The following is a 25918-nucleotide window of genomic DNA, read 5'->3' as shown; positions in this document are numbered from 1 at the left end:
AAACGCGCCCAACACCACAACTGGCCACCACCACAACCGGCAACAGTCACCGTCACCCAGCACGACACAACCTAAAGTCACTGGCATTGGGCCTAAGCTCCCCCCATGACTGCCGAGAACCCCGACACCCGGGCACGGATCCTCGCGGTGGCCCTGGAGGAGTTCGCCGCGCACGGCTACCACGCCACCTCGGTACGCGGGATCGCCGAGCGGGTGGACGTGACGAAGGCCGCGGTGCTGTACCACTTCCCCAGCAAGGCGGACATCCTCGGCGCGCTGATCGAACCGATGCTGGACGACCTGGACGCCGCGCTGGCGCCCACCGAGCCGCCGGATCCGGCCGCAGCCCGCTGGGCGGCGATCGAGGGACTGCTCGACGTCTGGCTGCGCCACCGCGACCTGCTGCGGATGAGCCTGTACGACGCGGCGCCGGGCCTCACGGGCCCGGGCTTCACACGGTTCCGCGACGGGATGCTGCGCGCGAACGTCCTGGTGGCAGGGCCCCACCCGGACTTCGTCGCCCGGGTGCGCGCCGCCCAGACGATCGCCATGCTCTCCGACCCGGTGATCCTGCTCGCCGACGCCCCGCCCGAGGACCTGCGCGCCTGCATCCTGGCCGGGGTGCACCGGCTGCTGGACGGCCCCGAACCCCCCGCCGCGGCCAGCCCCGGGCGCGGCGGCGCTGAACGGCGCGGCCGGCCGAGCGCGATGAGCCCGGCGATGGTCGACACCGCCCGGCGCCTGCACGCGGCCGGCCGCACCGCCGAGCAGATCGCGGCAGAGCTCGGAGTCTCCCGAGCGACGGTCTACCGCCACCTGCCGACGTAGCCGGAGACACGGGGGCGGCCGCCAGGCAGCGGCTAATAATGAGACTTCATTGAGACAGTGAAGGTCATCTCGGCGGTGACGCCGGTTGGACAGGCGCAGGGAGTCTCCACCCCGCCGGCGCCCCGGGTCTCGCGGTGCGTCACGCTCCCCTGACCTCCTCGATGCCCGATCGCGCGGCGGCGTCCTGCTGTTGACGGGGCAGCGCGGCGGGCCCGGCCCCGGAACGGGCGTCAGGAGCGCGGATGAGGCGCCGTACGAGCGGGTTGACGGGCAGGGTCGCGGCGAAGGCGGTGACGAGGAGAACAGTGAACAGCCGGTCACCGATGATGCCCAGATCGCGGCCCAGGGTCAGGATGAGGACCTCGCTGAGCCCCTTGGTGTTGAGCAGGACCGCCACCGTCGTGGCCTCGCCGCGCGACACGCCGATCAGCCGGGCACCCAGCCTGGCGCCGGCGAACTTGCCGCCCCAGGTGACGGCCAGGAACACCACCACCGCGACCAGGCTTCCGGAACCCAGCCCGCCGATGTCCACGGACAGCCCGGTGAGCGCGAAGAAGACCGGCACCAGCAGCGCCCCCGCGTGGCGCAGCGGCACCTCGACGGCGTGCCGCAGCTCCTCGGCGGCGTCGCGCGGCATGGCCAGCCCGAAGGCGAAGGCGCCGATCACGGCGTGCATGCCGAGCCACGAGGTGGTCCACGCGGACAGCAGGATCCCGCTGCCGAGGGTCAGCAGGACGAGCAGGGGATGCCCGTCGGCGCGGGCCGGCCGGCGCAGCAGGCGCCGCAGCAGCGGGCGGACCACGAAGGCCATCGCCGCCGCGTAGCAGGCGAGTTCGGCGAACGCGAGGAGGACGTGGTCCGAGCCGCCGCTCCGGGCCGCGGAGGCGACGCAGGCGACGCCGCACCACGCGGTGATCTCGGTGAGCGCCCCGCAGGCCGTGGCCATGGCCCCGGTGCGGGTCGTCTGCAACTGGTTCTCCCCCACGATGCGCGCGAGCACCGACAGCGCGCTGGCGGACAGCGCGATGCCCAGGAACACGGCCAGCAGCACGGGGGACGTCTCCGTACCGATGAGGTGGGGCCACCTGGCCGCGAGGACCGCCGCCAGGGCGACCGCGAGGGCGAAGGGCACGGCGACGGAGGCCGCGGTGACCGCCACCACGGTGCGGACCCGCCCGTTCAGCTGCTTCAGGTCGAGTTCCCAGCCGGCGGCGAACATGAAGAGCGCGATGCCCAGTTGGGCGATCACCGACAGGTGCTCGCGGACCTGGGGCGGGAAGAGGACGTGCGGGAGGTCGCCCGGCAGCAGCCCGAGGACGCTCGGCCCCAGGATCACCCCCACCGCGATCTCGCCGACCACCACCGGTTGGCGCAGTCGGGTACGCAGCGGCGACAGGACGAGTCCGATCAGCAGGATGGTCGCGATGTCGGCCAGCGCGGTCGAAGAGGAGCCTTCCATGGTCGTGCGCCTTCCTGGAAACGGGGACGTGCGCGGCCCGGTGACGCGGCCCCTGCATTATCGGGAAGGACCCGTTCGTCGACGTAGCGTTCCCCGCGTGTCGCGGTCGCGTGGCTCCTCCCCCCGCGCCCCGACCCGGACCTTCACGCCCCTACCAGACGGACCGGCGGACAGGGGCGCACAAAGGGCGCGCGGCGTAACGCTGTGCAAGCAAAAGATCGCGTTCCGATACTGACGATCGGAACGCGGAGGTACGGTGACGCCCAGATACACGTGTTGAGCACGTGGTGCACAGCAGGGGGCAGTGATGGCACGACGGAAGATCAAGCGGGGACCGACCGCGAGCTCCGCGATCGGGTGCGGCAAATCACCGAGGCGCTGGAAGGGTTCGGAGATGATGCAGAACGAGCTCGACGCGGCCAGCTGGCGCAAGAGCAGCTACAGCGGCACGAACGGCGGCGACTGCATCGAGGTGGCCCCCGGGTTCCCCGGCCGCGTCCCCGTGCGTGACTCCAAGGATCCCGGCGGTCCGGTCCTCGTCTTCCCGGCCGCCGCATGGCACATCTTCGTCGCGGCCCTCCAGAACGGGGAGTTCCCGGCATGAAGTTGGTCTGGCGCAAGAGCAGCTACAGCGGTCCGGACGGTGGCGACTGCGTCGAGGTCGCCTCCGGCCTCTCCGGCCGCGTGCCCGTGCGTGACTCCAAGGACCCCGACGGCCCGGTCCTTTCCTTCCCGGCCCCCGCATGGGGCGCCTTCGTCGCGGCTGTTCGCGAGGGCGAGTTCTCGGTTTAGCGCGCCCGGCCGGGCCGGTCACTCGTGGGGGCGGGCCAGCAGGGCTGCCGAGTTCGGGTCGCCGACGAAGGTCGCGGCCACTCCCTTGACCACGGCCAGTGCGGCCGGCAGTGCCGCCACGGCTGCCGCCTTGAACGCGCCGATCGACGTCAGGTCGAATCCGTCGGCCAGCAGCAGGCCGAGGAATGCCACGGCGTAGGTGGCGACGGTGCGTTCGGCCAGATCGATGATGAACTTCCGCATGGTCGGGACTCCTTCGCGGTGAAGGTGCAGAGGTACACGGGGGGCGCTCGGAATTGCCGTCCCTGGTGTACACGTTCACGCTGTCGAGTTCCGACGACGGGCTCGGCGACCAGTCCGGTGCCCCGCACACGCGTGGTGTGCGGGGCGCCGGGTTCCAGAGACCGCCCGGCTGTCACCCGTCGTGCAGGGCCCACTTGCTGCTGTCGACCTGCACCGTGCCGGGCAGCGCGATGAGTTCGGGTTTGAACAGCGGTGGCGCGCCCATCGCGGGCTCCCAGGTGGCCAGCTTCTCGTCCTGGGGGACTTCGATCCGCCGGTCCGCGGTGAGGTCGGCGACCACCTTGAGGAGCAGTCGCACGCCGAGCGGCGCCAGGTGGTCGCGCCACAGGCTCTGCGCGGTCGAGCCCGGGGGCACGAACAGGTGCTCCTGGGCGGCGAGCGGGCCCGCGTCGGTGCGTTCGGTGAGGTGGTAGACGCTTCCGCCGGTCACCTTGTCGCCGTCGCGGATCGTCCACCGGATGGCGTCCCGGCCGCGGTGCAGCGGCAGCAGGCTGGGGTGGTAGCCGATGGTGGCGACGGCGGCCCGGGCGCGGGTCTGGCGGCCGAGGAAGGCGTGCGAGTGGGCGGCGACGATGATGTCGACCCCGTCCGGGATGTGTCGCGCGCGCAGTTCGGCCGAGTCCGTCCACGGGACGTCCTTGTGGTACGCCCAGGAGCGCAGGCGGTCCCAGCACATCGCGTCGCCCTCGTCGGACTTCCCCTTGCGCAGCCGGGGGGCGGCCGCGCCGACGATCTTGTGCCCGTCGTCCAGCAGGGCTTCCGCGACCGCGACCGCGAATCCCCCTTGTCCTGACATGTAGATGTTCATCCGGATCAGTCGACCTCTTTCAGTCCGCGGTGGTCGGGCTGGAACCGCACCGGCATCGTGGAGAACCCGGTCAGGAAGTTGGACCGGATCCGTAGCGCCTCCTCGGTCTGCTCGAATCCGGTGGTGAAGTCCCGCAGGGCCGTGAGCAGTTCGGCGATCTCGACCTTGGCCAGGTACGAGCCGACGCAGAAGTGCGGGCCGTAGCCGAAGGCCAGGTGCTTGTTGGGGGTGCGGCCGAGGTCGAACTCCCCGGGCCGGGCGAAGACCCGTTCGTCGCGGTTGCCGGAGGCGTGCCAGAGCGTGACGATGTCGCCCGGGCGCAGTCGTACGCCGTGCAGTTCGGTCTCCCGTACGGCGCTGCGCCCGAAGTGCATCGTGGGCGAGGCCCAGCGCAGCACCTCGTCCACGGCGGTCTCGACGGCGACCTCGCCGTGTTTGAACCGCCGCCACTGCTCGGGTTGGGCCGCGAGGGTGTGGACGCAGTCGATCATCGTCAGTCGGCTGGTCTCGTCGCCGCCGATGATCAGGCTGTAGCAGTTGAGCACGACGTCCTCGTCGGAGAGCGGCACGCCGTCGATGGAGCTGGCGATCAGCATGCTGATCACGTCGTCGCCCGGGGACTCGCGCCGTTCCTCGACGACGTCCATGAAGTACATCAGGATCTCGTTGCGGGCCATCTCGGAGTCGACCTCGTCGACGTCCTCGTCCTCGGCCGACAGCGCGGTCTTGGTCAGGCTGAGCAGGTAGTCCCGGTCCTGTTCGGGCACGCCGAGCAGGTTCGAGATCGTGGTCATCGGGATCCGGCTGGCGATCTCCTCGGCGAACTCGCAGCCGCCGGACTCGACGGCCTCGCGGATCCACTGCCGGGTGTTGACGCGGACGGTCTGCGCGACCTCGTCGAGCACCCTCGGCGAGAGCACCCGCTGGAGGATCTTGCGCAGTTCGTGGTGCCGGGGCCCGTCGGTGACGGCCAGCATCCGGCCGGCCCCGGCGTCGCCGCCCTCCAGGAGCGTGACGAGCACGTTGCCGCGCTCGGAGGTGAAGTTCGCGTTGTCCCGGTAGGTGGCCATGATGTCGTCGTGGCGGGAGAGCACCCAGAATCCCCGGCGGCCGTCGACGGGCGGGTTCCAGTGCATCGGGGCGGTGTCCCGCAGGGTGCGCCAGAACCCGTCGAGGTCGTGGTCCGCGAAGGTGGCCGGGTCGCCCAGGTCCACGGTGTCCGGTGGCGGCGTGCTCATGGTCACCAGTCCGTGCGCCAGAACCGGCGCGGCTGGAACGGGTAGGTGGGCAGCGGCACCCGGTGGCTGGCCTGCCCCCGGTGCAGGGCGTCGAAGTCCACCTGCTGGCCGGTCACCCAGGCGGCGGCCAGTTCGGACAGCGCCCGCTCGTCCTGGCCGGACGGCACGATCCCGTTGTCGTTGCGGGAGAAGCGGGAGAAGGATCCGGGGTCGGTCTGCGGGGCGGCGGCGGTCGTGGTGGCGGGGCCGCGGGCGGCGTCGTCGGACAGCGCCGCGATCAGCTCCGCGCGGCTGCGGACCACGGCCGCCCACCGGCGGGCCATCACCTTGCGGCCGAGGTTGAGGCTGAAGCAGACGTCGTCCAGGCGCAGGTCGGGGTCGGCCTCCAGCCGCTCCTTGAGCCGCGTACGCTGCCGGGCCAGCGTGTCGTCGTCCAGGGCGGACAGGGTGGCCAGCCGCGGCCGGCCCTCGTCCTCGGGGGCGCGCCCGGCGGCCGTCGGCGCCTCCTCCAGCAGCAGGTGCGCGTTGTAGCCGCCGCCACCGATCGAGGTGATGCCCGCGCGGCGGATGCCGGCCTGCGGCTCCCAGGGCGCCCCTTCGATCTGCGGCACGAAGGGGGTGCTGGGGAAGTCGAGGTCCTGGTTGACCTCGGTGAGGTTGATCGTCGCCGGGAGCGTCTTGTGGTGCAGGGCCAGCGCGGCCTTGATCGCGCCGAAGCCGCCCGAGACCACGCCGCCGTGGCCGACGTTGCCCTTGACCCCGCCGATCGAGGTGGTCGCGGTCTGCTTCCCGAACGCCATGGTCGCCGCGTGCACTTCGAGCTCGTCGGTCATCGGCAGGCCGAGACCGTTGGCCTCGTACATGGACACGGTGTCCGGGGTGACGCCGCCGACCTCCATGGCGTTGGCGATGCAGGCGCTCAGCCGCTCGGGCTGGGCCAGGCCGTACGCCATCGCGCTGACGCCGTTGTTGTTGACGGCCGAGCCCTTGACCACGGCGTAGATGTGGTCGCGGTCGGCGACGGCGTGGCCCAGCGGCTTCAGCAGCACGGTGACGACGCCGCTGGACAGCGCGGTGCCGGTGCCGTTGGCGTCGAACGGGCGGCAGTGGCCGTCCTTCGACAGGATGCGGTTCTCCTCCCACAGGTGGCCGCGCGGGTGCGGCAGGCGGACCATCGCGCCGCCGGCGATCGCCAGGTCGGTCTGGCCGAGCAGCAGCGACTGACAGGCCAGGTGGACCGCGTAGTGGAAGCCCGCGCAGACGGCGGCGACGGTGACGGCCTCGCCGATGAGCCCCATGTAGTACAGCGCGTTGGAGGTCATGGTGTCCGGCGACCACGCCAGGCTGGCCTCGATCGCCTCGGGGCCGACCGACACCCGGTCCGGCGGGGAGCTGTAGAGCGCGGCGGTCTGCGGGTTGTTGGCGCCGTACATGCCGATCTCGGCCCGGAGCCGGTCCGGGTCGTAGCCGCCGTCCTCCAGCGTCTCCCAGGCGCTCTCCAGGAACAGCCGGTTCTCCGGGGTCATCGCGGCCGCCATCCGGTCGCTGATGCCGAACACCGACGGGTCGAACTTGTCGTACGTGTCGAGCACGCCGCAGGCCCGTACGTAGAACGGGCTGTGGATCAGGGTCTCGTCGACGTGGATGTCGTCCTTGGCCAGGAACGACACGGACTCCCGGCCGTGGACGAGGTTGTCCCAGAACTGTTCCTTGGTGCGGGCTCCGGGCGCCCGCAGGGACATGCCGATGACGGCCACGTCGCCCGGGTCGTAGTCCTGCTCGGGGTTGTCGGTCATGGGGAGGCTCCTGCTTCGTTTCGAGTGAGGGTGGCTCAGCAGACTCAGCGGCTCGTGGTTCAGCGGCCGGTGGCGCCGCCGCGGCCGCGCAGCGCGGCCCGGCGGGTGTTGGCGCGCGCGCGGGCGGACTGGACCGCCTCGGGGGTGGCGCCGCTCTCGTCGTCGAGCCAGCGGGCGAGGGAGGAGATGTCGCGGAAGCTGAAGAGGTCGGGCACCCGGACGCGGCGGTCGAAGCGCCGGGTCATCAGCCGGGCGAGGCGGATGAGCAGCAGGGAGTCCCCGCCGAGGTCGTAGAAGGCGGACTGCACGTCGATGCTCGACGGTTCGAGGTCGAGCAGCTGGCCCCAGATCTCCGACAGGGCGACCTCGGTCGGTGTGCCGGCGGCTGTCAGGGGCCCGCCGGTGTCGGCGGCCGGCGGCTCGGGCAGCGCGTTGCGGTCGAGCTTGCCGCCCGGCCCCAGCGGCAGGGCGGCGAGGAACACGAGCGTCGCGGGCACCATGTAGTCGGGCAGTTCGACGGCGAGCCTGCCGGTGACGGCGCTCTGGAGCGCGGCGTCCAGCCGGGGGCCGCCCTGCGGCGCGTCGTCGCCGGCGGGCACGACGTAGCCGACGAGCCGGTTGCCCCGGACGACGGCGGCGGCCTCCCGGACTTCGGGGCAGCCGGTGAGCCGGGCCTCGACCTCCTCCAGCTCGATGCGGTAGCCGCGCAGCTTGACCTGGTGGTCGGTGCGGCCGAGGAAGCGGAGTTCGCCGCCGTCGGTGAACTTGACGACGTCCCCGGTGCGGTACATGCGTTCGCCGTTGCGGAACGGGTCCGGCACGAAGCGTTCGGCCGTGGTGCGCGGCCGGTTGACGTAGCCGTGCGCGAGGCCGGCGCCGCCGAGGTAGAGCTCGCCGGGCTCGCCGGCCGGGAGCGGCTTCAGCTGCTCGTCGAGCACGTAGACCCGGTCGCTGGTCGTCGGCGGGCCGATCGTCGGTTCGTCGGTCCCGTCCTCGGGCACCGGCCCGAACGAGCAGAAGACCGTCCCTTCGGTGGGGCCGTAGGCGTTGAACACCCGGTCGGCGCTGGTCTCCCGGTAGGTGCGGTCCACCAGCTTGCGGCGCAGGGCCTCGCCGCCGAACACGACGGTGCGCACGTTCGGGGGCAGGGCTCCGGCGTCGAGCAGGCTGTTCATGACCGAGGGGACGACGTTCAGGTGGGTGATCCTGTCGGCGTACCGGCTCTCCGGCAGGTGCACGGCGCTCTCGACGAGCACGACGGCGCCGCCGCGGCACAGCGCGTTGAAGATCTCCATCACGGACAGGTCGAAGCAGACCGAGCTCGCCGCCGAGACTCCGCTCAGGTCGCAGCCGTCGAGCACCCGGTCCATCTCGGCGAGCATCGCCACGCAGCCGCTGTGCCGGACGGCCACGCCCTTGGGCCTGCCGGTGGAGCCCGAGGTGTAGATGACGTACGCGGTGTCGCCGGGCACGACCGCGGCGGGCTTCGCGCCGGGCTCGGTCGTCACGCTCTCCCCGAGCACGACCACGGTCGGTCCGGGCGGGCAACTGGCCCGGGACGCAGGCGTGGTGAGCAGCAGGCGGGTCCCGCTGTCCTGGACCATGAAGGTCAGCCGGTCGGCGGGGTAGTTCGGGTCCAGCGGCAGGTAGCAGGATCCGGCGCGCAGGGCCGCCAGGATGCCGACGAGCAGGTCGGGGGTGCGCTCGACGCAGATGCCGACCGGGATGCCGGGGCCCGCGCCGTCGGCGACCAGCCGTTCGGCCAACGCCCGGGAGCGCTCGTTCAGTTCGCCGTAGGTCAGGACGCCGGCGTCGGAGTAGACGGCGGTCGCGTCGGGGTTCTTGAGCGCCTGCTCGACGAACGCGGAGTGCAGGGTCTCGGTCACTGGTCCGTCTCCTCGGGGAGGCCGGTCGGCGCCAAGTCGCCGATGGCCCGGTCGGGTTGGGCGATCGCGTCGAAGAGCACGGTGCGGTACAGCGCGAGCAGTGCCGTCACGGTCTGCCTTTCCAGGTAGCTCGGTTTGAACTGGACGTGGCCGGCCACCTCGCCGTCGATGTCGGCCATCGAGATTTCGAGGTCGAACTTGGCGAGGTGCCTGCGCACCTGAAGCGGTTCGAGCGGCAGCGCGCCGTCGGGCGTGATGGTGTCGCCGATGCCGTGGAAGAGCTTGACGGACCGGGGGAACGCGTCCGAGGACAGCCAGTTGACGACCACGTCGAACCACGGGGAGCGGCCCTCGGCCCTCGGCGGCCGCAGCTGGGAGGCCAGCAGGTCGAGGGGGTAGTTCATGTGCTCCAGGAGGCCGAGCGAGAAGGCGTGGACCTCGCGCAGCAGTTCGCGGAAGCTGCGGTCACCGGCGGGGTTCGCCCGCACCAGCACGGTGTTGAGGTAGTAGCCGATGGCGGATTCCCAGCCGGGTTCGGCGCGTTGGGCGATGGCGGTGGCCAGCACGGCGTCCTCGGTGCCGACCGCGCGGTTGAGCGTGGCGAAGAACCCGGCCAGTACGACGGTGCTGATCGACACGCCTTCGCGCACCGCGAACTCCCGCAGCAGGCTGGTCTGTTCGGCGCTCCAGCGGAAGGCGAGGTCGCGGCCCTCGTAGGTGACGCCCGGCGGCCGCTCCTTGGTGGACAGGTCGAGGTGGGCGGGCGGGTCGGCCAGCTTCTGCGACCACCAGTCCAGGGCCGCGCCGGCCGCCGGGCCGGCCAGCCACTGCCGCTCCCACGCGACGAACTCCGTGTACGGGGCGACCGGCGCGCTGTCGGCGGGGTCGGCGCCCTCGTAGTACTCCTGGAGTTCGCGGATCATGACGTCGGCCGACGCCGCGTCCGACGCGATGTGGTGGACGAGCACCAGCAGGTAGTGGTCCGCCGGTCCGCGCGTCATGAGGACGATCCGCACCAGCGGCCCGTTGTCCAGGTCGAGCGGCTCGTGCCCGTAGCGGGCCAGTTCCTCGCGGGCCTGTTCGTCGTCCAGGTCGGTGCCGTCCGCCACGACGAACTCGTACACCGGCTCGTCCAGGATGACCTGGTAGGGGCTGCCGCCCGCCTCCACGAAGAGGGTGCGCAGGGCGGGGTGGCGCTCCATCACGGCCCGGACGGCGCGTTCCAGGGCCTTCTCGTCGACGGCGGTCCGGATCCGGGCGGTCACCATGAAGTTGTAGGGCACGGCGTCCGGCGCGACCATCTGCATGAACCACAGCGAGGCCTGGCCGTGCGAGGCCGGTGCCAGGGCGAGGCCGAGGCCGTCGGCGCGCAGCTGGTTCAGGGCCGGGGCGTCGGTGGCCTCCAGCAGTCCGCGCGCGTCCAGTTCGTCGACCAGCTCCTCGGCGTCCAGTTCGGACAGCTCGTCGAGGTACGTCCGGTCCGGCTCGGCCTCGGGGGCCGAGGAGGGGGCGGGAGCGGCTGCTGGTACGGGCTGGGCCGTCGCGGGCGCGGCCGGTCCGGCGGTGAGCCCGACGAAGTGGCCGACGACCTCGGAGATGGACCGGCCGTCCAGGAACACCACCGGCGACACCCGGTGCCCGAACAGCGACTGCAGCCTGTTGACGAGGCGGATCGCCAGCATCGAGTCGAGGCCGAAGTCGAGCATGCTGGCGTTCACGTCGAACCTGCTCACCGGCACGCCGAGCGCGTCGGCGAGCTCGGCGAGGACGACCTCCGCCACCGGCCGGATCTCCGCCGGCTGCTCCTCCGCCACCACACGGGCCACGGGCGCGGCCACGGTTTCGGCGGCCGGGGCCGTCGCGCGGGCGGGGCGGGGCTCGGTGTCGATCCAGTAGCGGTCCTTCTGCCACTGGACGAGCGGCGTCTCCACGACCTCGACGTCGTCGCCGAACAGCGGGTCGAAGGTCAGCGGCAGGCCCCTGACGTACAGCGACGCGGCGGCGCCCAACAGGCAGCGGACGTCGCTCTCGTCGCGCCGCAGGGAGTTGATCGCGTGCACCTGGGCGCCACGGGTCAGCGCGATCTCCTCGACCGCGCCGCGCAGCGTCTCGTGCGGGCCGATCTCGATGAAGGTGCCGACGCCCTGGTCGACCAGCGCGCCGATCGTCTCGGCGAACCGGACCTGGTTGCGCAGGTTGTGCACCCAGTAGTCGACGTCGGCGACCGGGTTGACCGTGTCGGCCAGTGCCGTGGAGTGGAAGTCGATGCCGGGTGTCAGCGGGGTGATGCCGTCGATGCCCGCGCGCAGCGGCTGGAGCAGCGGGTCCATGCCGGGGCTGTGCACCGGCCGTTCGACCCGGATCCGCCGGGTCGAGATGCCGTCCCGCTTGAGGTCGGCCTCCAGGGCGTCGACGGCTTCGGGCGAGCCGGAGACCGCCGCGCTGGTGGGGCTGTTGACCACGGCGACGGCCGCGTGCGCGGCGTAGGGGGCGAGCCGCGGCAGCAGCTCCGCCTCCGGCAGGTCGACGGAGATCATGGCGCCCGCGGCGGCCTTGCGCTCCAGCAGGTGCGACCGGGCGACCACCACGCGGGCGGCGTCCTCCAGCGACAGCGCGCCGGCCACGCAGGCGGCCGCGACCTCGCCCAGGCTGTGCCCGACGACGGCGGTCGGCTGGATGCCCAGTCCGAGCCAGACCTTCGCCAGCGAGACCTGGAGGGCGAACAGCACCGGCTGCTGGAAGTCCATCTCCTCGTACCTGGCCTCGTCGGCCGGGGCGGCGAGCTGGTCGAGCACCGAGCAGCCGCCGGCGGCGCGCACGGCGGTGTCGCAGGCGGTCATCCAGGTGCGGAAGCCGGCGTGCGAGCGCAGGAGTTCGCGGCCCATGCCGACCCACTGGGTGCCGCCGCCGGAGAACACCAGCGCGACCCGCCGGTCGACGTTGCCGGAGACCGTGCCCGTGACGACGTCGGGGTGCGGCTGGCCGGCGGCGACCCGGGCGAGGCCGTCCAGGACGTCCTGCCGGTTGCGGGCGAACAGGGCGATCCGGTGGTTGTGGTGGGTGCGTCTGGCGGCGAGCGTGTAGGCGAGGTCGGAGACCCGCAGGCCCGCGTCGCGTTCGACGTGGTTGGACAGTTCGCGGCAGGTGTCGGCCAGCGCGCCGGCCGTCCGGGCGGTGACGGGGACGAGGTGCACCTGCTCGTCGGCGGCGGCGGCGCTGCGGCCCGGTGTGACGTGCCGCCCGCGGTCGCCCGCGAGGAACGGGTGGGCCGCGACGGGGAGGCCGGCGGTGTACAGGGCGCCGAGCGAGCCGAGCAGGGTCGAGGCCTCGTCGGCGCCGCGGCGCAGCGAGGGCAGGGTGGTCGCCGTCAGGATCTCCGACACCGACTTGAGCAGGACGGGGTGCGGGCTGATCTCGATCACCGCGTCGATGTCGTGGTCGCGCAGGTTCGTCAGGGCGTCGACCACCCGGATCTCCCGGCGCAGGTTGTCCGCCCAGTAGTCCGGCCCGAGCTCGGCGCCGTCGACGCGTTCGCCGGTGACGGTCGAGATCATCGGGATGCGGGTGGTCCGCGGCCTGATGCCGTCGAGTTCGACCTTCAGCGGGGCGAGGACGTGGTCGACCAGCGGGGAGTGCGGGGCGTGGCCCATCCGGACCCGGTGGTTGGTGACGCCCTCCGCGGTCAGCCGCTGGACGAGGTCGTCGATCTCCTGCGGTGTGCCGGTGACCAGGGTGGAGTTCAGGCCGTTGTGGCCGGAGACGGTGAGCCGGCCGGTCAGGTACGGCCTGACCTCGTCGGCGGCGGTCATCACCACGATGCCCTCGCCGCGCCCCACGGCGAGTTGCTGGAGGAGCCGGCCGTGGTGGGCGGCCAGGCGGGAGGCGTCGTCGAAGTCGAGTGCGCCGGCGATGTGGGAGGCGGCGAACTCGCCGACGCTCTGCCCCACGACGACGTCCGGCTCCACCCCCAGCGAGCGCCAGGCTTCGGCCAGCGCGACCTGGAGGGAGAACAGCAGCGGCTGGAAGACGTCCATGTCGTCGATGCGGCCGTCCGGGGACATCAGCTGCTCGACGAGCGAGAAGCCCAGCAGTTCCCGCATCCGCCGGTCGGACTTCATCATGGACCGGCGGAACACGGGCATTCCGGCGAGCAGTTGCCGGCCCATGCCCACCCACTGCGAGCCGTTGCCCGAGAACAGGAAGGCCACCCGCGGCCTGCGTCCGGTCCGCTCCCCGACGCTCAGCCCGGCGGCCTTCGCCCCGCTGCCGAAGGCGTCCAGCTGGGAGCGGAGTTCGGGCATGTCGCGGGCGGTGGCCGCGAGCCGGAACGGGCCGTCGCCGGGCGTCCGGCGGCAGAGCTCGCGCAGGTCGCTCTCGTCGCGCAGCGCCCGGGCCCGCTCGGCCAGCGCCTCCCGGGAGTCCGCGGCCAGCAGGAGCAGCGAGCTCTCGGGGCGCGGCAGTTCCTCGACGGCGACGTGGCAGATCGCGCCGCCGAACCCGAACGAGCTGACGCCGCCCCGGCGGGCGTCGGAGCGTCGCGGCCACGGCGTCAGCCGGTCCTGGACGGTGAGGTTGTACTCGTCGAACATGATCTGCGGGTTCGGCGCGCTGTAGTGCAGGCTCGGCGGCAGCACGCCGTTGCGCATCGACATCGCGAGCTTGACCAGGCCGACGATGCCGGCGGCCGCCTCCAGGTGCCCGACGTTGGACTTGACGGACCCGAGCCGCAGCGGCTCCGTACGGCCGCCGCCGAGGACCGCGCCGATGGCGTTGGCCTCGATCGGGTCGCCGAGGGGTGTCGCGGAGCCGTGGCACTCGATGTAGTCCACGAGGTGCGGTGCGATGCCCGCCCGCTGGTACGCGGTGCGGAGCATCTTCTCCTGCGCCTGGGGGTTCGGCGCCGTCATGCCGTTGCTCAGACCGTCGTTGTTGGAGGAGCTGCCCTTGATCAGGCAGTACACCGGCAGGTCGCGCTCCAGCGCCACGCTCAGCGGGGCGAGCACGACGACGCCGGCGCCCTCACCGCGGACGTAGCCGTTGGCGCGGGCGTCGAAGGACTTGCAGCGGCCGTCCGGGGCGAGCGCGCCCATCGCGTCCATGGCGGTGTAGTAGTCGGAGACGAAGCTCAGGTTCACGCCGCCGGCCAGCACCAGGTCGCTCTCGCCCAGCCAGATCGACTGGCACCCCACGTGCACCGAGACCAGCGATCCGGCGCAGGCGGCGTCGATCGCCATGCTCGGGCCCTGGAGGCCGAGGACGTAGGAGACCCGGTTGGCGATGATGCCGTCGTGCATGCCCGTCGCGGTGTGCGGGGTGATCTGGCTGTCGGGGCCGCGGTAGTGCGCCAGGGCGGCGTAGTCGCCCCAACAGGAGGCCATGAACACGCCGGTGTCGCTGTCGACCAGGCTGTGGGGCGCGATGCCCGCGTCCTCCAGCGCCTCCCAGGACAGCTCCAGGATCAGGCGCTGCTGCGGGTCCATCTGGACGGCTTCGCGGGGCGAGATGCCGAAGAACAGCGGATCGAACTGGTCGATGCCGTCGATGAACCCGCCCCAGCGCGCCCTGTCGTTCAGCAGCTCGCGTCGCGCGGCCGGTACCGGCCCGACGGCGTCGCCGCCCTCGACCAGCAGTTGCCAGAACGACGACGGGTCCGCCCCGCCGGGGAACCGGCAGCCGATGCCCACGATCGCGACGGGCTCGTGCGAGGGCAGACGGCGGCGCTCGGTACTCGGGGCGGGCTCCGCGGCGCGCGGACCGTCGACGAGCGCACGCGCCAGCCCGTCGACGGTCGGGTACTGCCACATCCAGGTGGCCGGGACCTGCCAGCCGAGGAACTCGGACAGCGAGGCCGCGAGCGTCACCGATCTCAGCGAGTCGAGTCCGTACCGGTGCAGCGGCGCCGAGCGGTCCACCGCGCTCGCGGACACGTCCAGCAGCTCGACGACACGGGAAAGCAGGAAATCCGTTACGGCGGAAATGTCTCGCGCGGCGCGCTCTCGGGGCACGGCGACTCCCTCAACAGGGCGGATGGAATGGACGGGTGGAGCTTCACGGCCGACCGGTCGGGGGGGGTCGGTCCGCACCCGGGCAGCCGGACACGGGGGGCGGCTCACGACGCGGAGGGTCCCCTTCGCCGCATCAAGTTCCAAGGTGGGGCAGACGGTTGGCGTGCGGATGAGATCGGCGTTTCCGATCTCCACGTTCACAGTGGGCGAGAACTCCCGTTCGCGTACCGCCGTTTCAGCCGGCGGCGCAGCTCGTTCTCACCGCGGGAGAAATCACGGGCGCCTCTGGGTCACATCGGTCCGCGAGTGCATCGACGACAGGATCGCGTACGCGGAATCTTCACCTGCACGGCTACTGTCGATGGGCTCCAAGGTCCATTTGGTCAAGCGCGACGAGTATGCCGATTGAGGCAAAATGGATCGTCAGTGCTAATCCGACCGGCGGACAGCAGAGTGCCAGTTTGTTAATGGTGAGACAAGCGCCATTCGAGGGCCGGTTGAGGCAGTGGCGAGATTTGACCTCCAAGTGTCCGGTTCGAGTGGGAGCCGTCGGCGATCCGAAATGGCGCCTCGACCCGGCGGCCCGCCCCGTCACCGGGCCCCGGCCGGGATAGGCGCTCGGCCCCGCGAAAGGCGCGCTCCACCGGCACGCGACGGGGGTAGACAGCGACTGAGTGACCCATGCAAGCTGACCCCCATGGCAGTTGAGAACCTTGATGCGGCGTCAGCCCGTGCCGACCGTTCCTTAGCCGGGCTCACCGGCCGCGACGTCGACGGCAGGCCCGCATGACGGACGCCACCGACACCACCGGCACCACCGACACCGCGGCCAAGCCGGCGCTCCGACCGGGACTGGCACTCGGAGTACTGGCCGGGGCGCTCGCCCTGGACGTGAGCGGCCTCGGAGTCCTCAACGCCGCCCTGCCGTCGGTCGGAGCGCGCTTCGACCTGGACGAGACCACGCTCCAGTGGGTCATGACCGCCTACGCCGTCACGTTCGCCGGCTTCCTGCTGGTGGGCGGCCGACTGGCCGACGTCCTCGGCCGGAGGCGGGTGTTCGAGGTCGGGGTCGCCCTGTTCACCGTGTCCGCGCTGGTCGGGGCGCTGGCTCCGGACACCGCGGTGCTGCTGGGTGCGCGTGCCGTCCAGGGCATCGGCGCCGCCCTGTCGGGCCCGGCCGCGCTGGCCCTGCTCACCGAGACGTTTCCGGCCGGTCCGGCCCGCAACCGGGCCTTCAGCGTGTACGCGGCGGTCGGCGCCGCGAGCTTCAGCGGCGGGGTGATGCTGGGCGGCGTACTGACCCAGTTCCTCGGCTGGCGTTCGGTGCTGTGGTTCTCGGTGCTGCTGGGGCTCGCCGTGCTGGCCGCGACCCGCGCCGGACTGCCCGGTGGCGCCGGGCACAGCGGCCGGCTGGACCTGCCCGGCGCGATCACGGGCACGCTCGGCCTCACCCTGCTCATCGTCGGCGTGAGCAGTGACGGCGCGACGGCGTGGATCGTCCTCGGCGCCGCGGTGGCCTCCCTGGTGCTGTTCGTCGTGCGCGAGCACCGCACCGCCGACCCGGTGCTTCCGCTCGGCCTCTTCCGGATCAGGTCCGTCCGGGCCGCGAGCCTGGCGGCGTTCCTCCAGTACATGGGATCGGTCGGGCTGCTGTTCTTCGCGCCGCTGTACCTCCAGGGGATGCTGGACTACTCCCCCTTCGAGTCCGGTCTCGCGCTGGTGCCGATGTCCCTGGCCGTGTTCCTCACCGCCAACTTCGCCACCGGACGCCTGCTGGCCCGGTTCACCCCGCGCACGCTGATGGCGGTCGGCCTCGTGCTGATCGGCGGGGGCGCCGCACTGTGGCTGGGCACACCGCACGACGGCGGCTACGTGCAGTACGTGCTGCCCGGCCTGGTGCTCAGCGGCATCGGCCAGGGGCTGAACTTCCCCTCGATGACGTCCGCCGGGCTCACCGGAGTCCCGGCGCGGCAGCACGCCGTCGCCGGGGCGGTGAACGTCGTGGCGCAGCAGATCGGCGCGAGTGCGGGCGTCGCGGTGATGGTCCTGGTCGCCGCGACCAGCACGGACCAGCTCACCGGCTACCACCTCGCCTACCTCACCGCCGCCGGCGCGTGCGTCCTGGGCGCGGCGGTCATCGCCGTGCGACGGCAGGCCTGAGGGCCCCGGCCGACCGGCGGCCGGCCCGCGCCCGGCCGGGCGCTGCCGTGTCGGCCCAGTGCGCGGTCGAGGTTGAAGGCGGCGCGCCGTCCGCGGCGAAGAACCGCGTGATCAGCACGTTCGTACCGACCAGCGCGGCCGTACGAAGCTCGCCGATCAGGCCGCGCTCGGAGATCGGCGCACAACAGCTGCCGCCTGCCTGCTCGAACCCCATCGTGGCCGGAGGCGATGAGGGCGCGGAGCGCGCCGGACATCCCGCGCTGGGCCGCCCCCGGCGGCGACGGCAGCCGGCTGTGCGGACCGGGCAAGGCGATCGAGGCGTCGGCGACCCTCCCGGCCTCCTGGACTGGAGGGGACGGCAGGCCCGGCCCTCGCCCCCTGCACGCCCACACCCACACCCGTATCCCTGAGCCGCGTCCGAGCCGGGCACCGGCGCCGCCACCGAGGAGTGGGAAGCCTTCCTGCTGATCTGCTGATCTGCATCACTCCCTCGACTGTCGTCACGTCACCCGACGGCATCAGGCCGCCCGCGACCATCACCGGTGCGCGACCAGAGCAGCAGGGCCGATCGCACCGGGGCCGCCGAACCGAGAGCGGCCGAGGAGGCGGACGGCAGGCCCGAGAAGCACGGGGCGGCCTGCCGGAGCGGGCGGTTGCCCACGCCAACATCCCGGCTCACCTCGCTAGTTCAGTCGACGATGAGCCGGGGAGCGGCGGTCCCGCGCGGACGGGCCGCCAGGTTGCCGCGAGCCGCAACGGAGATTGTGATCATTCACAGTCCCTTCCCCCTCTTCACACCCACCAATCACACGAGATGCGCACGGCCGGGCCGGCATCGCGCTTCGTTCACGGAGAGCGAGATCATCCCGTGATCTCACCGTTTCCGACGCGGCGAAAAAGCGCCCTTGGGCTGCCTGCGAGGGTCGGTTAGGTTCTCCTTACATCAGGTCACGGCAACAGTCCCGGTGCCGCCGCAGCTTCGGACTCCAGCACCCCGTTGCCTGTGCGGCAAGCGGGGTTGTGACCTGGACCATAAAGCCCGCGAAAACCAGCCGTTGACCGACGATCGGAAGAAGATGAATGGTTGGCGTTCCCAGTTGATGGCTGACCCCGGACCTGCACTGTGGCCGCTGCCGTGACGGTCGGCGCCGCCGCCCACGAGGGCGGCGGTCGCCCGAAGGTGCAGGTGACGCCGGTGCGCGCAAGCCTCCGTCGGCATCGAGGCCGGACCTCACACCGACGGTCGAGGCCTCGCGGACCACCGGGCCGGGACGGCCGAATGGCACCAGCGGGCTCGGCACCGCGCAGCCCCCGATATCACTCCCCCCACACGCCCGTTGCCGTCGAATCCCGTCGGGCGCGCCGCTCTCCGCGGCGGGCCGAAAACGGCTGCCACGGCCGGGAATTCGCGCCTTCTACCAACGAGGTCTATCGTGACAATGATAAAGAATCGCACGTCGGTCCTCGTCCTCGAAGGAAATTCGCTGCTGCGCCAAGGACTGCACGCCTTCCTCTCCGCCGAGCCCGACCTGGTCGTACGCGCGACGGTGGGCACCGTGGACGAGGCGCTGGAGGTGCTGTCCGAACACCACGTCGACGTGGTGCTGTTCGGGGTGGGCGACTCGCACGCGGCCACCGAACAGGCCCTGGGCCGGCTGCTCCCCCGCGGCGCCCGCTGCCGGGTGGTCGTGCTGAGCAAGCGCGAGCGGCCGGGCGAGGTGGAGATGTACCTCGGCTTCGGAGTGAGTGCCTACCTGCGCGAGGACGTCACCAGCGACTGCCTGGTGTCCGTGGTCCGGGGGCTGGCCGTCAACCGGGAGCGGGTGTACATCATGGCCTCCCGCTCCGGCATCGACTGGATGACCGGGCCACGCGGATCCCAACTCTCCTCACGGGAACGGGAGATCATGGGACTTGTGGCGAACGGCCTGAGCAACTCCGCCATCGCCGGCCACCTCAGCATCGCCCCCGGCACCGTCAAACGCCACCTCAGGAACGTCTTCGTGAAACTCAACGCGGTCTCCCGGATCGATGCCGTCAACAAGGCCAGGGCTGCCTCCCTGCTGGTGCCACTAGGCTGAGCCGGCCGGCTGCTGGCCGAGTTCCATCACCTGCCCGGCACTCGGCCGACGCGGCTCCCGCAGCCGCGAGATTCCACTGAGCAGATCGTCGTGCAGCTCCCGCAACGGCTGCGACGGGTAGATGCCCAGGTCCTCGTCGAGCTTGCGGTAGAGCGACCGGTAGACGTGCAGGGCCTCACTGCGTCTGCCGGCACAGTCGAGCGCGAGCATGAGCTGCTCGTGAAACCACTCGTTGAGCGGGTGGTGGAGCGTCAACGCCCGTAGCTCCGGTATGAGTTCCCGGTGCCGGCCGATCTGCTGATCGGCCAGGATGCGGTTCTCCAGCGCGCGCAGGCGCATCTCCTCCAGGACGGCCACGTGGCCGGCGAGCGCCCTGCCGACGGGGATGTCCGCCAGCGCGCCGCCACGCCACAGGCTCAGCGCCTGGCCCAACCGGTCCGACGCCGCCTCGGGGTGGCCGTCGGCCAGCAGGCGGGCGCCCTCGTTGTAGAGCCGCTCGAAGTCCTGGGAGTCGAGCTCCTCCTCGCCCAGGAGCAACAGGTAGCCCGGCGCCTTGGTGAGGATGAAGTCGCGGCCCTCCACCCGACCGAGTTTGCGGAGTTGGTAGATGTAGGTCTGCGCGGTGGTCACCACCGTGCGCGGAGGATTGTCGCCCCATATTTCCTCGATCATGACGCCGAGGTCGACGATCCGATTGGCGTGCATCACCAGGATGGCCAGCGTCCACCGGACCTTCAGCGCGCTGGGTGTGCACGGGGTTCCCGCATCGAGGACTTCCATCGGGCCGAGAACATTGAACCTCATGACGCCTCCGATTTCGCCGAGATAATCACTCGACTCCTGTATATCCACGCTTCGATCAACGACTCAAGGGGACTGCGCGCAAGGTGGCACTACTGCTATTCCCAGGCGCTCGGCACGGTTGTTCCAAAAGGAATACTCCCCCGCCGATCGACGGGGGTCGATCGGCGGTCGGATCGTCAAGTGCTGTTAGACTGCGACAGGTTGGACTACTGTCACGACACGAGGAGAATGACGTGCCCCGAAAGATCCGTGTTGCTCCGGTTGTGCAAGCGAAGACCGAAGAACTAGGGGAAGCACGTCATGTCAAGCGTGAACATCGGAATCCTGGCCCATGTCGACGCCGGTAAGACCAGCCTGACCGAGCGGCTGCTCTACACCGCCGGCGTCATCGACCGGATCGGCAGCGTCGATCGCGGCGACACTCAGACCGACTCCCACGACATGGAGCGGCAGCGCGGCATCACCATCCGGTCGGCGGTGGTGTCCTTCACCGTCGGCGATGTGAAGGTCAACCTCATCGACACCCCCGGCCACCCGGACTTCATCTCCGAGGTGGAGCGGGCCCTCGGCGTGCTCGACGGCGTGGTGCTCGTCATCTCCGCGGTGGAGGGCGTCCAGGCCCAGACCCGCCTGCTGATGCGCACGCTGGTCAAGATGCGCATGCCGGTGATCCTCTTCGTCAACAAGATCGACCGCATGGGCGCCCGCCACGACGACCTGCTGGAGTCGATCCGCTCCGAACTCACGCCCGCCATCGTCCCGATGAGCAGGGTGGAGAGGATCGGTACGCCGCAGGCGAGCGCCGCGGCCCGCCGGATCGCGGCGGGGGGCACGGAGGAGGAGGCGGGGGACGACTTCGCCACCGAACTGGCCGACGTCCTGGCCGAGCACGGCGACGCGTTCCTGGCGCGCTACCTCGACGACGAGGCGGCGCTGACCGAGCAGGATTACACGACCGAGCTGGCCCGGCAGACCGGCTCGGCGCAGTTGTACCCGGTGTTCTTCGGCTCGGCCGTGGCCGGCGTCGGCATCACCGACCTGATGGACGGGATCACCAGCCTGTTTCCGGTCAATCACGGTGGCTCCGGCGATGCGCTGCGCGGAACGGTGTTCAAGATCGAACGCGGCTGGGCCGGCGAGAAGGTCGCCTATGTCCGGCTGCACACGGGAGCGCTCAAGGGCCGCACCAAGGTCTCCATCCACCGGCAGGACCAGCACGGCGCCGTCGTCGAGCTGCCCGGCCGGACGACCGTGGTCGAGGTGTTCGACCGGGGCTCCGCGGTGGTCGAGGCGCCGGCGTCGGCCGGTGACATCGCCAAGGTCTGGGGGCTCAAGGGCATCCGGATCGGGGACCAGCTCGGCACCGCCGAGGGGCTGCGCGGGCAGCACCTGTTCGCGCCGCCGAGCCTGGAGACCGTGGTCAGGGCGACGAGGTCCGGCGCGATGCCCGAACTCTACGAGGCCCTGCTGCAGTTGGCCGACCAGGACCCGTTCATCAACGTCCGCAAGAACGACGAGGAGCAGGAGGTCTCGGTCTCCCTCTACGGGGAGGTGCAGAAGGAGGTCATCAAGGCGACGCTCGCCGAGGACTACAAGCTGGACGTGGTGTTCGAGGGCACCCGGATCATCTGCGTCGAGCGGCCGATCGGGGTCGGTGAGTCGGCGGAGGAGATCGACTACCGGAGCAAGACCTACTTCTGGGCCACGGTCGGGCTGCGGGTGGAGCCCGGAGAGCCCGGCTCGGGGGTCGTCTTCCGGCGGTCGGTCGAGTTGGGTTCGCTGCCGTACGCCTTCCACAAGGCGGTGGAGGAGGCGGCGCGTTCGACGCTCCAGCAGGGACTGTGCGGGTGGGAGGTGCTCGACATCCTGGTGACGCTGACCCACACCGGGTTCGCCAGCCCGGTCAGCGCGGCGGGCGACTTCCGCAAGCTCACCCCGCTGGTGCTGATGAACGCGCTCAAGCAGGCCGGGACGCAGGTGTTCGAGCCGGTGAACAGGTTCGAACTGGAGGTGCCGGCCGAGAACGTCAGCACCGTCCTGTTGAACCTGGTGGAGTGCGGTGGCACGCCGGAGACGACGAAGGCGCAGGGCAGCACCTGCCTGGTGGAGGGCACCATCCCGGCCCGCACGGCGCAGGAGTTCGAGCAGCGGCTGCCGGGGCTGAGCCAGGGTGAGGGAGTGTTGGTCACCCGGTTCGACAGCTTCCAGCCGGCCGTCGGCGCGGCCCCGAGCCGCCGTCGGACCGACACCAACCCGCTGGACCGCAAGGAGTACATGCTGCGGATGTTCGGCCGGATCTGACCACAGGGCCGCACGCCCGACAGGTCCCGATCACCCCACGGTGGTCGGGACCTGTCGCATACCGGCCGCGCTGAATTCGGCGGCCGCGGCCGTCAATCGAGCAGTGCCACCGCCCGAGTCCAACCCGCGCCCGCGCCGACGATTTTGACCGGAAGCGCGTGTACGGTGAATCCGGTCGGCGCGGGCAGCGCACCCAGATTGCACAGCCGCTCGATCTGACAGTATTCCCGCTGCCGCCCCGCGAAATGCGCGGGCCAGAGCACGGAATGGTCGCCGGAACGCCGGAACTCCGAGAGCATATGCGTGAAAGGGGCGTCCAGGCCGAAGGCGTCCGTCCCGATGAGCCGCACCCCGAGGTCGAGCAGTAAGTTGGTCGCCTCACCGTCCAGGCCGGCGAACTCGGTGAAGTACTCCGGTGTTCCGGCGAGCTGGTCGGCGCCGGTGTGCAGGAGCACGATGTCCCCGGCGCGCGGGCAATGGCCGATGTCGTCGAATGCCCGCCGCAGTCGGTCCGCGCCGATCGTACCGACCCCGGTGTCGGTCAGGTCGAGGACGACTCCCGGGCCGATGAACCAGTCCAACGGCAACTGGTCGATGTCGCGCGGAATTCCGTACGCCGTCTTGGTGCCGTAGTGCGACGGCGCGTCGACGTGGGTGCCGGTGTGGGTGGTCAGGGTCAGGGTGTCGAGGGAGAGCAGTTCTCCGTCGGGCAGGTCGGCGATGTCGAACTCGATGCCGTGGTTGCGGAGCATCCCCTCGGCCATGTGCCGCGCGCCGTCGGCCGGCGTCAGTACCTCGTGACGGATCCCGTCCACCTCCCAGGCGCCGCCGTCGATCGCCGAGGACAGGTCAATGATGCGCACTGGTGGTCCCTTCCGGTAGCAGGGCGCAGGCCTGGAGGACCTGGCGGAACCGGCCCGGGCCGCGGTCCCGGGCGGCGACGTAGCCGTCCGGCCTGATCAGCAGGAACTCCCCGGGCGCCAGACCCAGGGCACGACGCAGCGCGCCGTCGGTGTCCGCGTCGGAGTGACCGTCCGCGTCGGAGTGACCGTCCGCGTCGGAGCTACCGTCGGCGTTCGCGTCGGACAGCACCCGTACCGAGACGGCCGCGCCGAACAGCCGGTCCACCTGCTCCACCGCCTCCCGGTGGGCGGCGCGCCCGGTTGCCGGCTCGGCGGCCAGCAACGTCCATCGGGGATCGGCGAGTTCGGCACGGAGAGCGGCCCCGCCGGGGTGCCCGCCTGCCGTGCCGGCGGCGCAGCCCACCCGGTCGCCGGGCCTGATCCCACCGGTGGCGTCGGTCGCCAGGGTGAGCGGGCTGTCCGGGTAGGCCAGGCCCAGCCCGCAGAAGCCGCGGATCATCTTGCCCTCGACCCGGCGCTTCAGCGGCGGCACCGCGCGCAGCACGGCTGTGCCGACGGTGAGCAGGGCCGGCCCCAGCACGGTGCGCAGCGAGACCAGCGCGGTGGCCGTCCTGGTGGAGCGCAACAGGACGGCCCCGGTCGGCACCCGCTCGGCGTCGTAGCTGTCGAGCAGGTGGGGCCCGGCGTGACCGCGCGTCACGTCCGCCAGCTTCCAGGCGAGGTTGTAGGCGTCCTGGATGCCGCTGTTCATGCCCTGCCCGGAGGCGGGGCTGTGCACGTGCGCGGCGTCGCCGGCGAGGAAGCAGCGTCCCGAGCGCATCCGGGTGATCTGGCGCTGCTGCACGGTGAACACCGAGAGCCAGCTGGGCGCGCCGACCGTGACCTGCCGGCCCAGCGCCCGGCCGATTTTGGCGGTCAGCCTGCGCCGGACGACCTCGGGGTCGTCGGCTCCGCCGGTGTCCCTGGTGTCCACCACGCGCCACTTGCCCGGTTCGGGGAAGGGCACCAGCAGCAGCGTTCCCGGGTCGGTGTGCAGCAGGTGGTTGCTGTCCGGCGGCAGGTCGGCGTCGATCGTGACGTCGGCGTTGAGCCACTCCTGGGTGGTGTCCCCGATCAGCCGCATGCCGAGCTGGCGCCGGACGGTGCTGCGCCCGCCGTCGGCACCGATCAGCCAGGGCACCGGCGTCTCCTCGACCCGCCCGTCGGGGTGGCGCAGGGTGACCAGCGCGGCGTCCGTCTCGGAGCGGACGCCGACCAGTTCGACGCCCCATTCGACGGTGACGCCGTACCGCGCGGCGCACTCGCGCAGCACGCGTTCCGTCACCACCTGGTCCACCATCAGGCTGAATGGGTAACCGGTGGGCATCGTCTCGTAGTTGGTATCGAATCGAACCAGGGTGCGGCCCCGGCGGTGCATGGTGAAGTGGGTGACACGTCGGCCCAGCGGGAGCAGCCGGTCGAGCGCTCCCATCTGGTCGAGCACCTCCATGGTCCGGGCGTGCACCGCGAGCGCCCGGCTGCTGGTGGCCGGGCCGTCGGCGGCGTCGATCAGCCGTACCCGTACGCCGCGTCGGGCGAGCTCGTGGGCCGCGGTGAGCCCGACCGGGCCGGCGCCGGCGATCAGGACGGACGGTGCGGGGTCAGCCATGGCGTTCCTCGGCGAACCGCTTGGCCAGCGCCAGGGTGGCGCGGCTGTTGCCGCCCGCGGCGGAGCGGATGAACGTCCGGGCGGAAGCAGTGGTCGCCTCGGGGCCCAGGACGGCGGGAATCGCCTCGGGGTTGAGCACGACGGCGTGCCAGGACGTCACCCGGACGCCGTGCCCGGTCTGCTCGAAGGTCCACCGGCCGGTGTGGGCGGACATCATCGACGGTGTGCGCAGCTGCTTGTAGGCGATGGCGGTGCCGGGGAAGCAGATCCGGATCGACTCGGTGGTGTGCTCGGAGCCGTCCGCGGTGCGGGTGTCCATCGCCATGTGCTGGATGCCGGGGACGTCCTCGCGCAGGTCGAGGCGGGCCACGTGGGGCAGCCGGTCCGGCCACTCGGCGGCTTCGTGGAGGAAGCCGTAGACGGTCTCCAGCGGCGCGTCGACCAGCACCGAGTCCTCGAACTCGAATTCCAGGTCGGCGAGCGCCGACCAGCTCTCGGCGAGGGCCTTGATGTTGCCGAGTTCGGTTCGACTGTTGCGGTCGGTGGCCCGGGTGATCCACTCGACGCCCTGTGGGTCGTCGTCGACCGCGGTGAACTCGTGGGTGAGCGTCAGGGTGGCGCCGCCGGGCCGCTCGTGGACCTGCCACTCCCCCGCCATCGAGGCCACCGGCGGCGAGGAGACCTCCTGCCGGAACCGGATCCGCCGGCGGCCGCCGTCCAGCTCGCGGCGTGAAGTCCAGTGCTTCACCTCGCCGTTGGCGCCGGCCCAGATCCGCAGCCGCTCGGTGTCGGCCGTCAGGGCCTCGTGCTCCACGTGCAGGGTGGGTCCGAACCGCCGTGGCCACGCCAGGGTGTCGGCGATGACGGCGTAGACGACGTCGGCGGGGGCGGCCACGTCGATGTCGTGGGTGGTGTGCTGTGTGCGGGTCATCCGTCGACCAGCCTT

Annotated in this window: 17 protein-coding genes; 6 read left to right on the top strand and 11 right to left on the bottom strand. The window is 71.5% G+C overall.

Translation table 11 applies throughout. From position 1 onward, the window contains the following. Positions 1–105 precede the first annotated feature (105 nt). Positions 106–828 carry a TetR family transcriptional regulator gene (locus ACFWPI_RS28880; RefSeq protein WP_380378683.1) on the top strand — a complete coding sequence of 241 codons (723 nt, stop codon included), beginning with the start codon at positions 106–108 and terminating at the stop codon, positions 826–828. Positions 829–967: 139 nt separating this feature from the next. Here ACFWPI_RS28880 and ACFWPI_RS28875 read toward each other — a convergent pair whose 3' ends face one another. Continuing rightward, positions 968–2287 carry a cation:proton antiporter gene (locus ACFWPI_RS28875; RefSeq protein ID WP_380378681.1) on the bottom strand — a complete coding sequence of 440 codons (1320 nt, stop codon included), beginning with the start codon at positions 2285–2287 and terminating at the stop codon, positions 968–970. A 394-nt stretch (positions 2288–2681) separates the two neighbouring features. On the opposite strand from ACFWPI_RS28875, the gene ACFWPI_RS28870 reads away from it, so the two are divergent. Next, entirely contained in the window at positions 2682–2891 is a 210-nt protein-coding gene (locus ACFWPI_RS28870; RefSeq protein ID WP_380378679.1) for a DUF397 domain-containing protein, read from the top strand. Continuing rightward, positions 2888–3079: a DUF397 domain-containing protein gene (locus ACFWPI_RS28865; protein ID WP_380378678.1), complete on the top strand. Its 192-nt coding sequence runs from the start codon at positions 2888–2890 to the stop codon at positions 3077–3079. Before ACFWPI_RS28870 ends, ACFWPI_RS28865 begins: the two co-directional genes overlap by 4 nt. Positions 3080–3097: 18 nt before the next feature. Here the strand turns inward: ACFWPI_RS28865 and ACFWPI_RS28860 are convergent, their stop codons facing one another. The 6 genes from ACFWPI_RS28860 to ACFWPI_RS28835 form a co-directional block, all read right to left on the bottom strand. Further along, positions 3098–3322 (bottom strand): holin, encoded by a 225-nt coding sequence (locus ACFWPI_RS28860; RefSeq protein ID WP_063346317.1) that lies wholly within the window; start codon positions 3320–3322, stop codon positions 3098–3100. A gap of 172 nt (positions 3323–3494) precedes the next feature. Next, positions 3495–4190, bottom strand: a complete 696-nt coding sequence (locus tag ACFWPI_RS28855) for a formyltransferase family protein (RefSeq protein ID WP_063346318.1) — start codon at positions 4188–4190, stop codon at positions 3495–3497. 5 nt (positions 4191–4195) lie between these two features. Next, complete coding sequence (locus tag ACFWPI_RS28850; RefSeq protein ID WP_380378675.1) at positions 4196–5434, bottom strand: cytochrome P450; 1239 nt, start codon at positions 5432–5434, stop codon at positions 4196–4198. After that, positions 5431–7224 carry a beta-ketoacyl synthase N-terminal-like domain-containing protein gene (locus ACFWPI_RS28845; RefSeq protein WP_380378673.1) on the bottom strand — a complete coding sequence of 598 codons (1794 nt, stop codon included), beginning with the start codon at positions 7222–7224 and terminating at the stop codon, positions 5431–5433. Before ACFWPI_RS28845 ends, ACFWPI_RS28850 begins: the two co-directional genes overlap by 4 nt. Before the next feature lie 59 nt (positions 7225–7283). Beyond that, positions 7284–9110 carry an amino acid adenylation domain-containing protein gene (locus ACFWPI_RS28840; RefSeq protein WP_380378671.1) on the bottom strand — a complete coding sequence of 609 codons (1827 nt, stop codon included), beginning with the start codon at positions 9108–9110 and terminating at the stop codon, positions 7284–7286. Beyond that, positions 9107–15115 carry an acyltransferase domain-containing protein gene (locus ACFWPI_RS28835; RefSeq protein ID WP_380378670.1) on the bottom strand — a complete coding sequence of 2003 codons (6009 nt, stop codon included), beginning with the start codon at positions 15113–15115 and terminating at the stop codon, positions 9107–9109. The genes ACFWPI_RS28840 and ACFWPI_RS28835 overlap by 4 nt, the downstream gene beginning before the upstream one ends. Before the next feature lie 786 nt (positions 15116–15901). Between ACFWPI_RS28835 and ACFWPI_RS28830 the strand changes: the two genes are divergently transcribed. Together ACFWPI_RS28830 and ACFWPI_RS28825 are read left to right on the top strand one after the other, a co-directional pair. Continuing rightward, the gene (locus tag ACFWPI_RS28830; RefSeq protein ID WP_380378669.1) at positions 15902–17275 is read left to right on the top strand and encodes an MFS transporter; all 1374 of its coding nucleotides are present in this window, start codon (positions 15902–15904) and stop codon (positions 17273–17275) included. Positions 17276–18714: 1439 nt separating this feature from the next. Next, positions 18715–19356: a LuxR C-terminal-related transcriptional regulator gene (locus ACFWPI_RS28825; protein ID WP_063346323.1), complete on the top strand. Its 642-nt coding sequence runs from the start codon at positions 18715–18717 to the stop codon at positions 19354–19356. On the opposite strand, the gene ACFWPI_RS28820 is transcribed toward ACFWPI_RS28825, so the two are convergent. Continuing rightward, a complete protein-coding gene (locus ACFWPI_RS28820) occupies positions 19348–20160 on the bottom strand; it encodes a BTAD domain-containing putative transcriptional regulator (RefSeq protein WP_380338649.1) in 813 nt (270 codons plus the stop codon). The genes ACFWPI_RS28825 and ACFWPI_RS28820 overlap by 9 nt on opposite strands. A gap of 300 nt (positions 20161–20460) precedes the next feature. On the opposite strand from ACFWPI_RS28820, the gene ACFWPI_RS28815 reads away from it, so the two are divergent. Beyond that, entirely contained in the window at positions 20461–22461 is a 2001-nt protein-coding gene (locus ACFWPI_RS28815; protein ID WP_380378666.1) for a GTP-binding protein, read from the top strand. A 92-nt stretch (positions 22462–22553) separates the two neighbouring features. On the opposite strand, the gene ACFWPI_RS28810 is transcribed toward ACFWPI_RS28815, so the two are convergent. The 3 genes from ACFWPI_RS28810 to ACFWPI_RS28800 are packed head-to-tail and all read right to left on the bottom strand — an operon-like array spanning position 22554 to position 25903. Continuing rightward, positions 22554–23324, bottom strand: a complete 771-nt coding sequence (locus tag ACFWPI_RS28810) for a cyclase family protein (RefSeq protein WP_063346326.1) — start codon at positions 23322–23324, stop codon at positions 22554–22556. Beyond that, the gene (locus ACFWPI_RS28805; protein ID WP_380378665.1) at positions 23311–24972 is read right to left on the bottom strand and encodes an FAD-dependent oxidoreductase; all 1662 of its coding nucleotides are present in this window, start codon (positions 24970–24972) and stop codon (positions 23311–23313) included. The genes ACFWPI_RS28810 and ACFWPI_RS28805 overlap by 14 nt, the downstream gene beginning before the upstream one ends. After that, positions 24965–25903, bottom strand: coding sequence for an aromatase/cyclase (locus ACFWPI_RS28800; protein ID WP_380378663.1), 939 nt, complete (start codon positions 25901–25903; stop codon positions 24965–24967). The genes ACFWPI_RS28805 and ACFWPI_RS28800 overlap by 8 nt, the downstream gene beginning before the upstream one ends. Positions 25904–25918: the final 15 nt, after the last annotated feature.

This window comes from Kitasatospora sp. NPDC058492 (assembly GCF_042720685.1).
In the GTDB taxonomy this organism is placed as follows: domain Bacteria; phylum Actinomycetota; class Actinomycetes; order Streptomycetales; family Streptomycetaceae; genus Kitasatospora.
The sequence above is the reverse complement of the archived record's forward strand: the minus strand, read 5'-3'. Positions and strand labels throughout refer to the sequence as shown.

Coding starts and splice junctions, on each gene's coding strand:
- ACFWPI_RS28880 (WP_380378683.1), top strand. CDS start 106: ATGACTGCCGAGAACCCCGACACCCGGGCACGGATCCTCGCGGTGGCC.
- ACFWPI_RS28875 (WP_380378681.1), bottom strand. CDS start 2,287: ATGGAAGGCTCCTCTTCGACCGCGCTGGCCGACATCGCGACCATCCTG.
- ACFWPI_RS28870 (WP_380378679.1), top strand. CDS start 2,682: ATGATGCAGAACGAGCTCGACGCGGCCAGCTGGCGCAAGAGCAGCTAC.
- ACFWPI_RS28865 (WP_380378678.1), top strand. CDS start 2,888: ATGAAGTTGGTCTGGCGCAAGAGCAGCTACAGCGGTCCGGACGGTGGC.
- ACFWPI_RS28860 (WP_063346317.1), bottom strand. CDS start 3,322: ATGCGGAAGTTCATCATCGATCTGGCCGAACGCACCGTCGCCACCTAC.
- ACFWPI_RS28855 (WP_063346318.1), bottom strand. CDS start 4,190: ATGAACATCTACATGTCAGGACAAGGGGGATTCGCGGTCGCGGTCGCG.
- ACFWPI_RS28845 (WP_380378673.1), bottom strand. CDS start 7,224: ATGACCGACAACCCCGAGCAGGACTACGACCCGGGCGACGTGGCCGTC.
- ACFWPI_RS28830 (WP_380378669.1), top strand. CDS start 15,902: ATGACGGACGCCACCGACACCACCGGCACCACCGACACCGCGGCCAAG.
- ACFWPI_RS28825 (WP_063346323.1), top strand. CDS start 18,715: ATGATAAAGAATCGCACGTCGGTCCTCGTCCTCGAAGGAAATTCGCTG.
- ACFWPI_RS28820 (WP_380338649.1), bottom strand. CDS start 20,160: ATGAGGTTCAATGTTCTCGGCCCGATGGAAGTCCTCGATGCGGGAACC.
- ACFWPI_RS28815 (WP_380378666.1), top strand. CDS start 20,461: ATGTCAAGCGTGAACATCGGAATCCTGGCCCATGTCGACGCCGGTAAG.
- ACFWPI_RS28805 (WP_380378665.1), bottom strand. CDS start 24,972: ATGGCTGACCCCGCACCGTCCGTCCTGATCGCCGGCGCCGGCCCGGTC.
- ACFWPI_RS28800 (WP_380378663.1), bottom strand. CDS start 25,903: ATGACCCGCACACAGCACACCACCCACGACATCGACGTGGCCGCCCCC.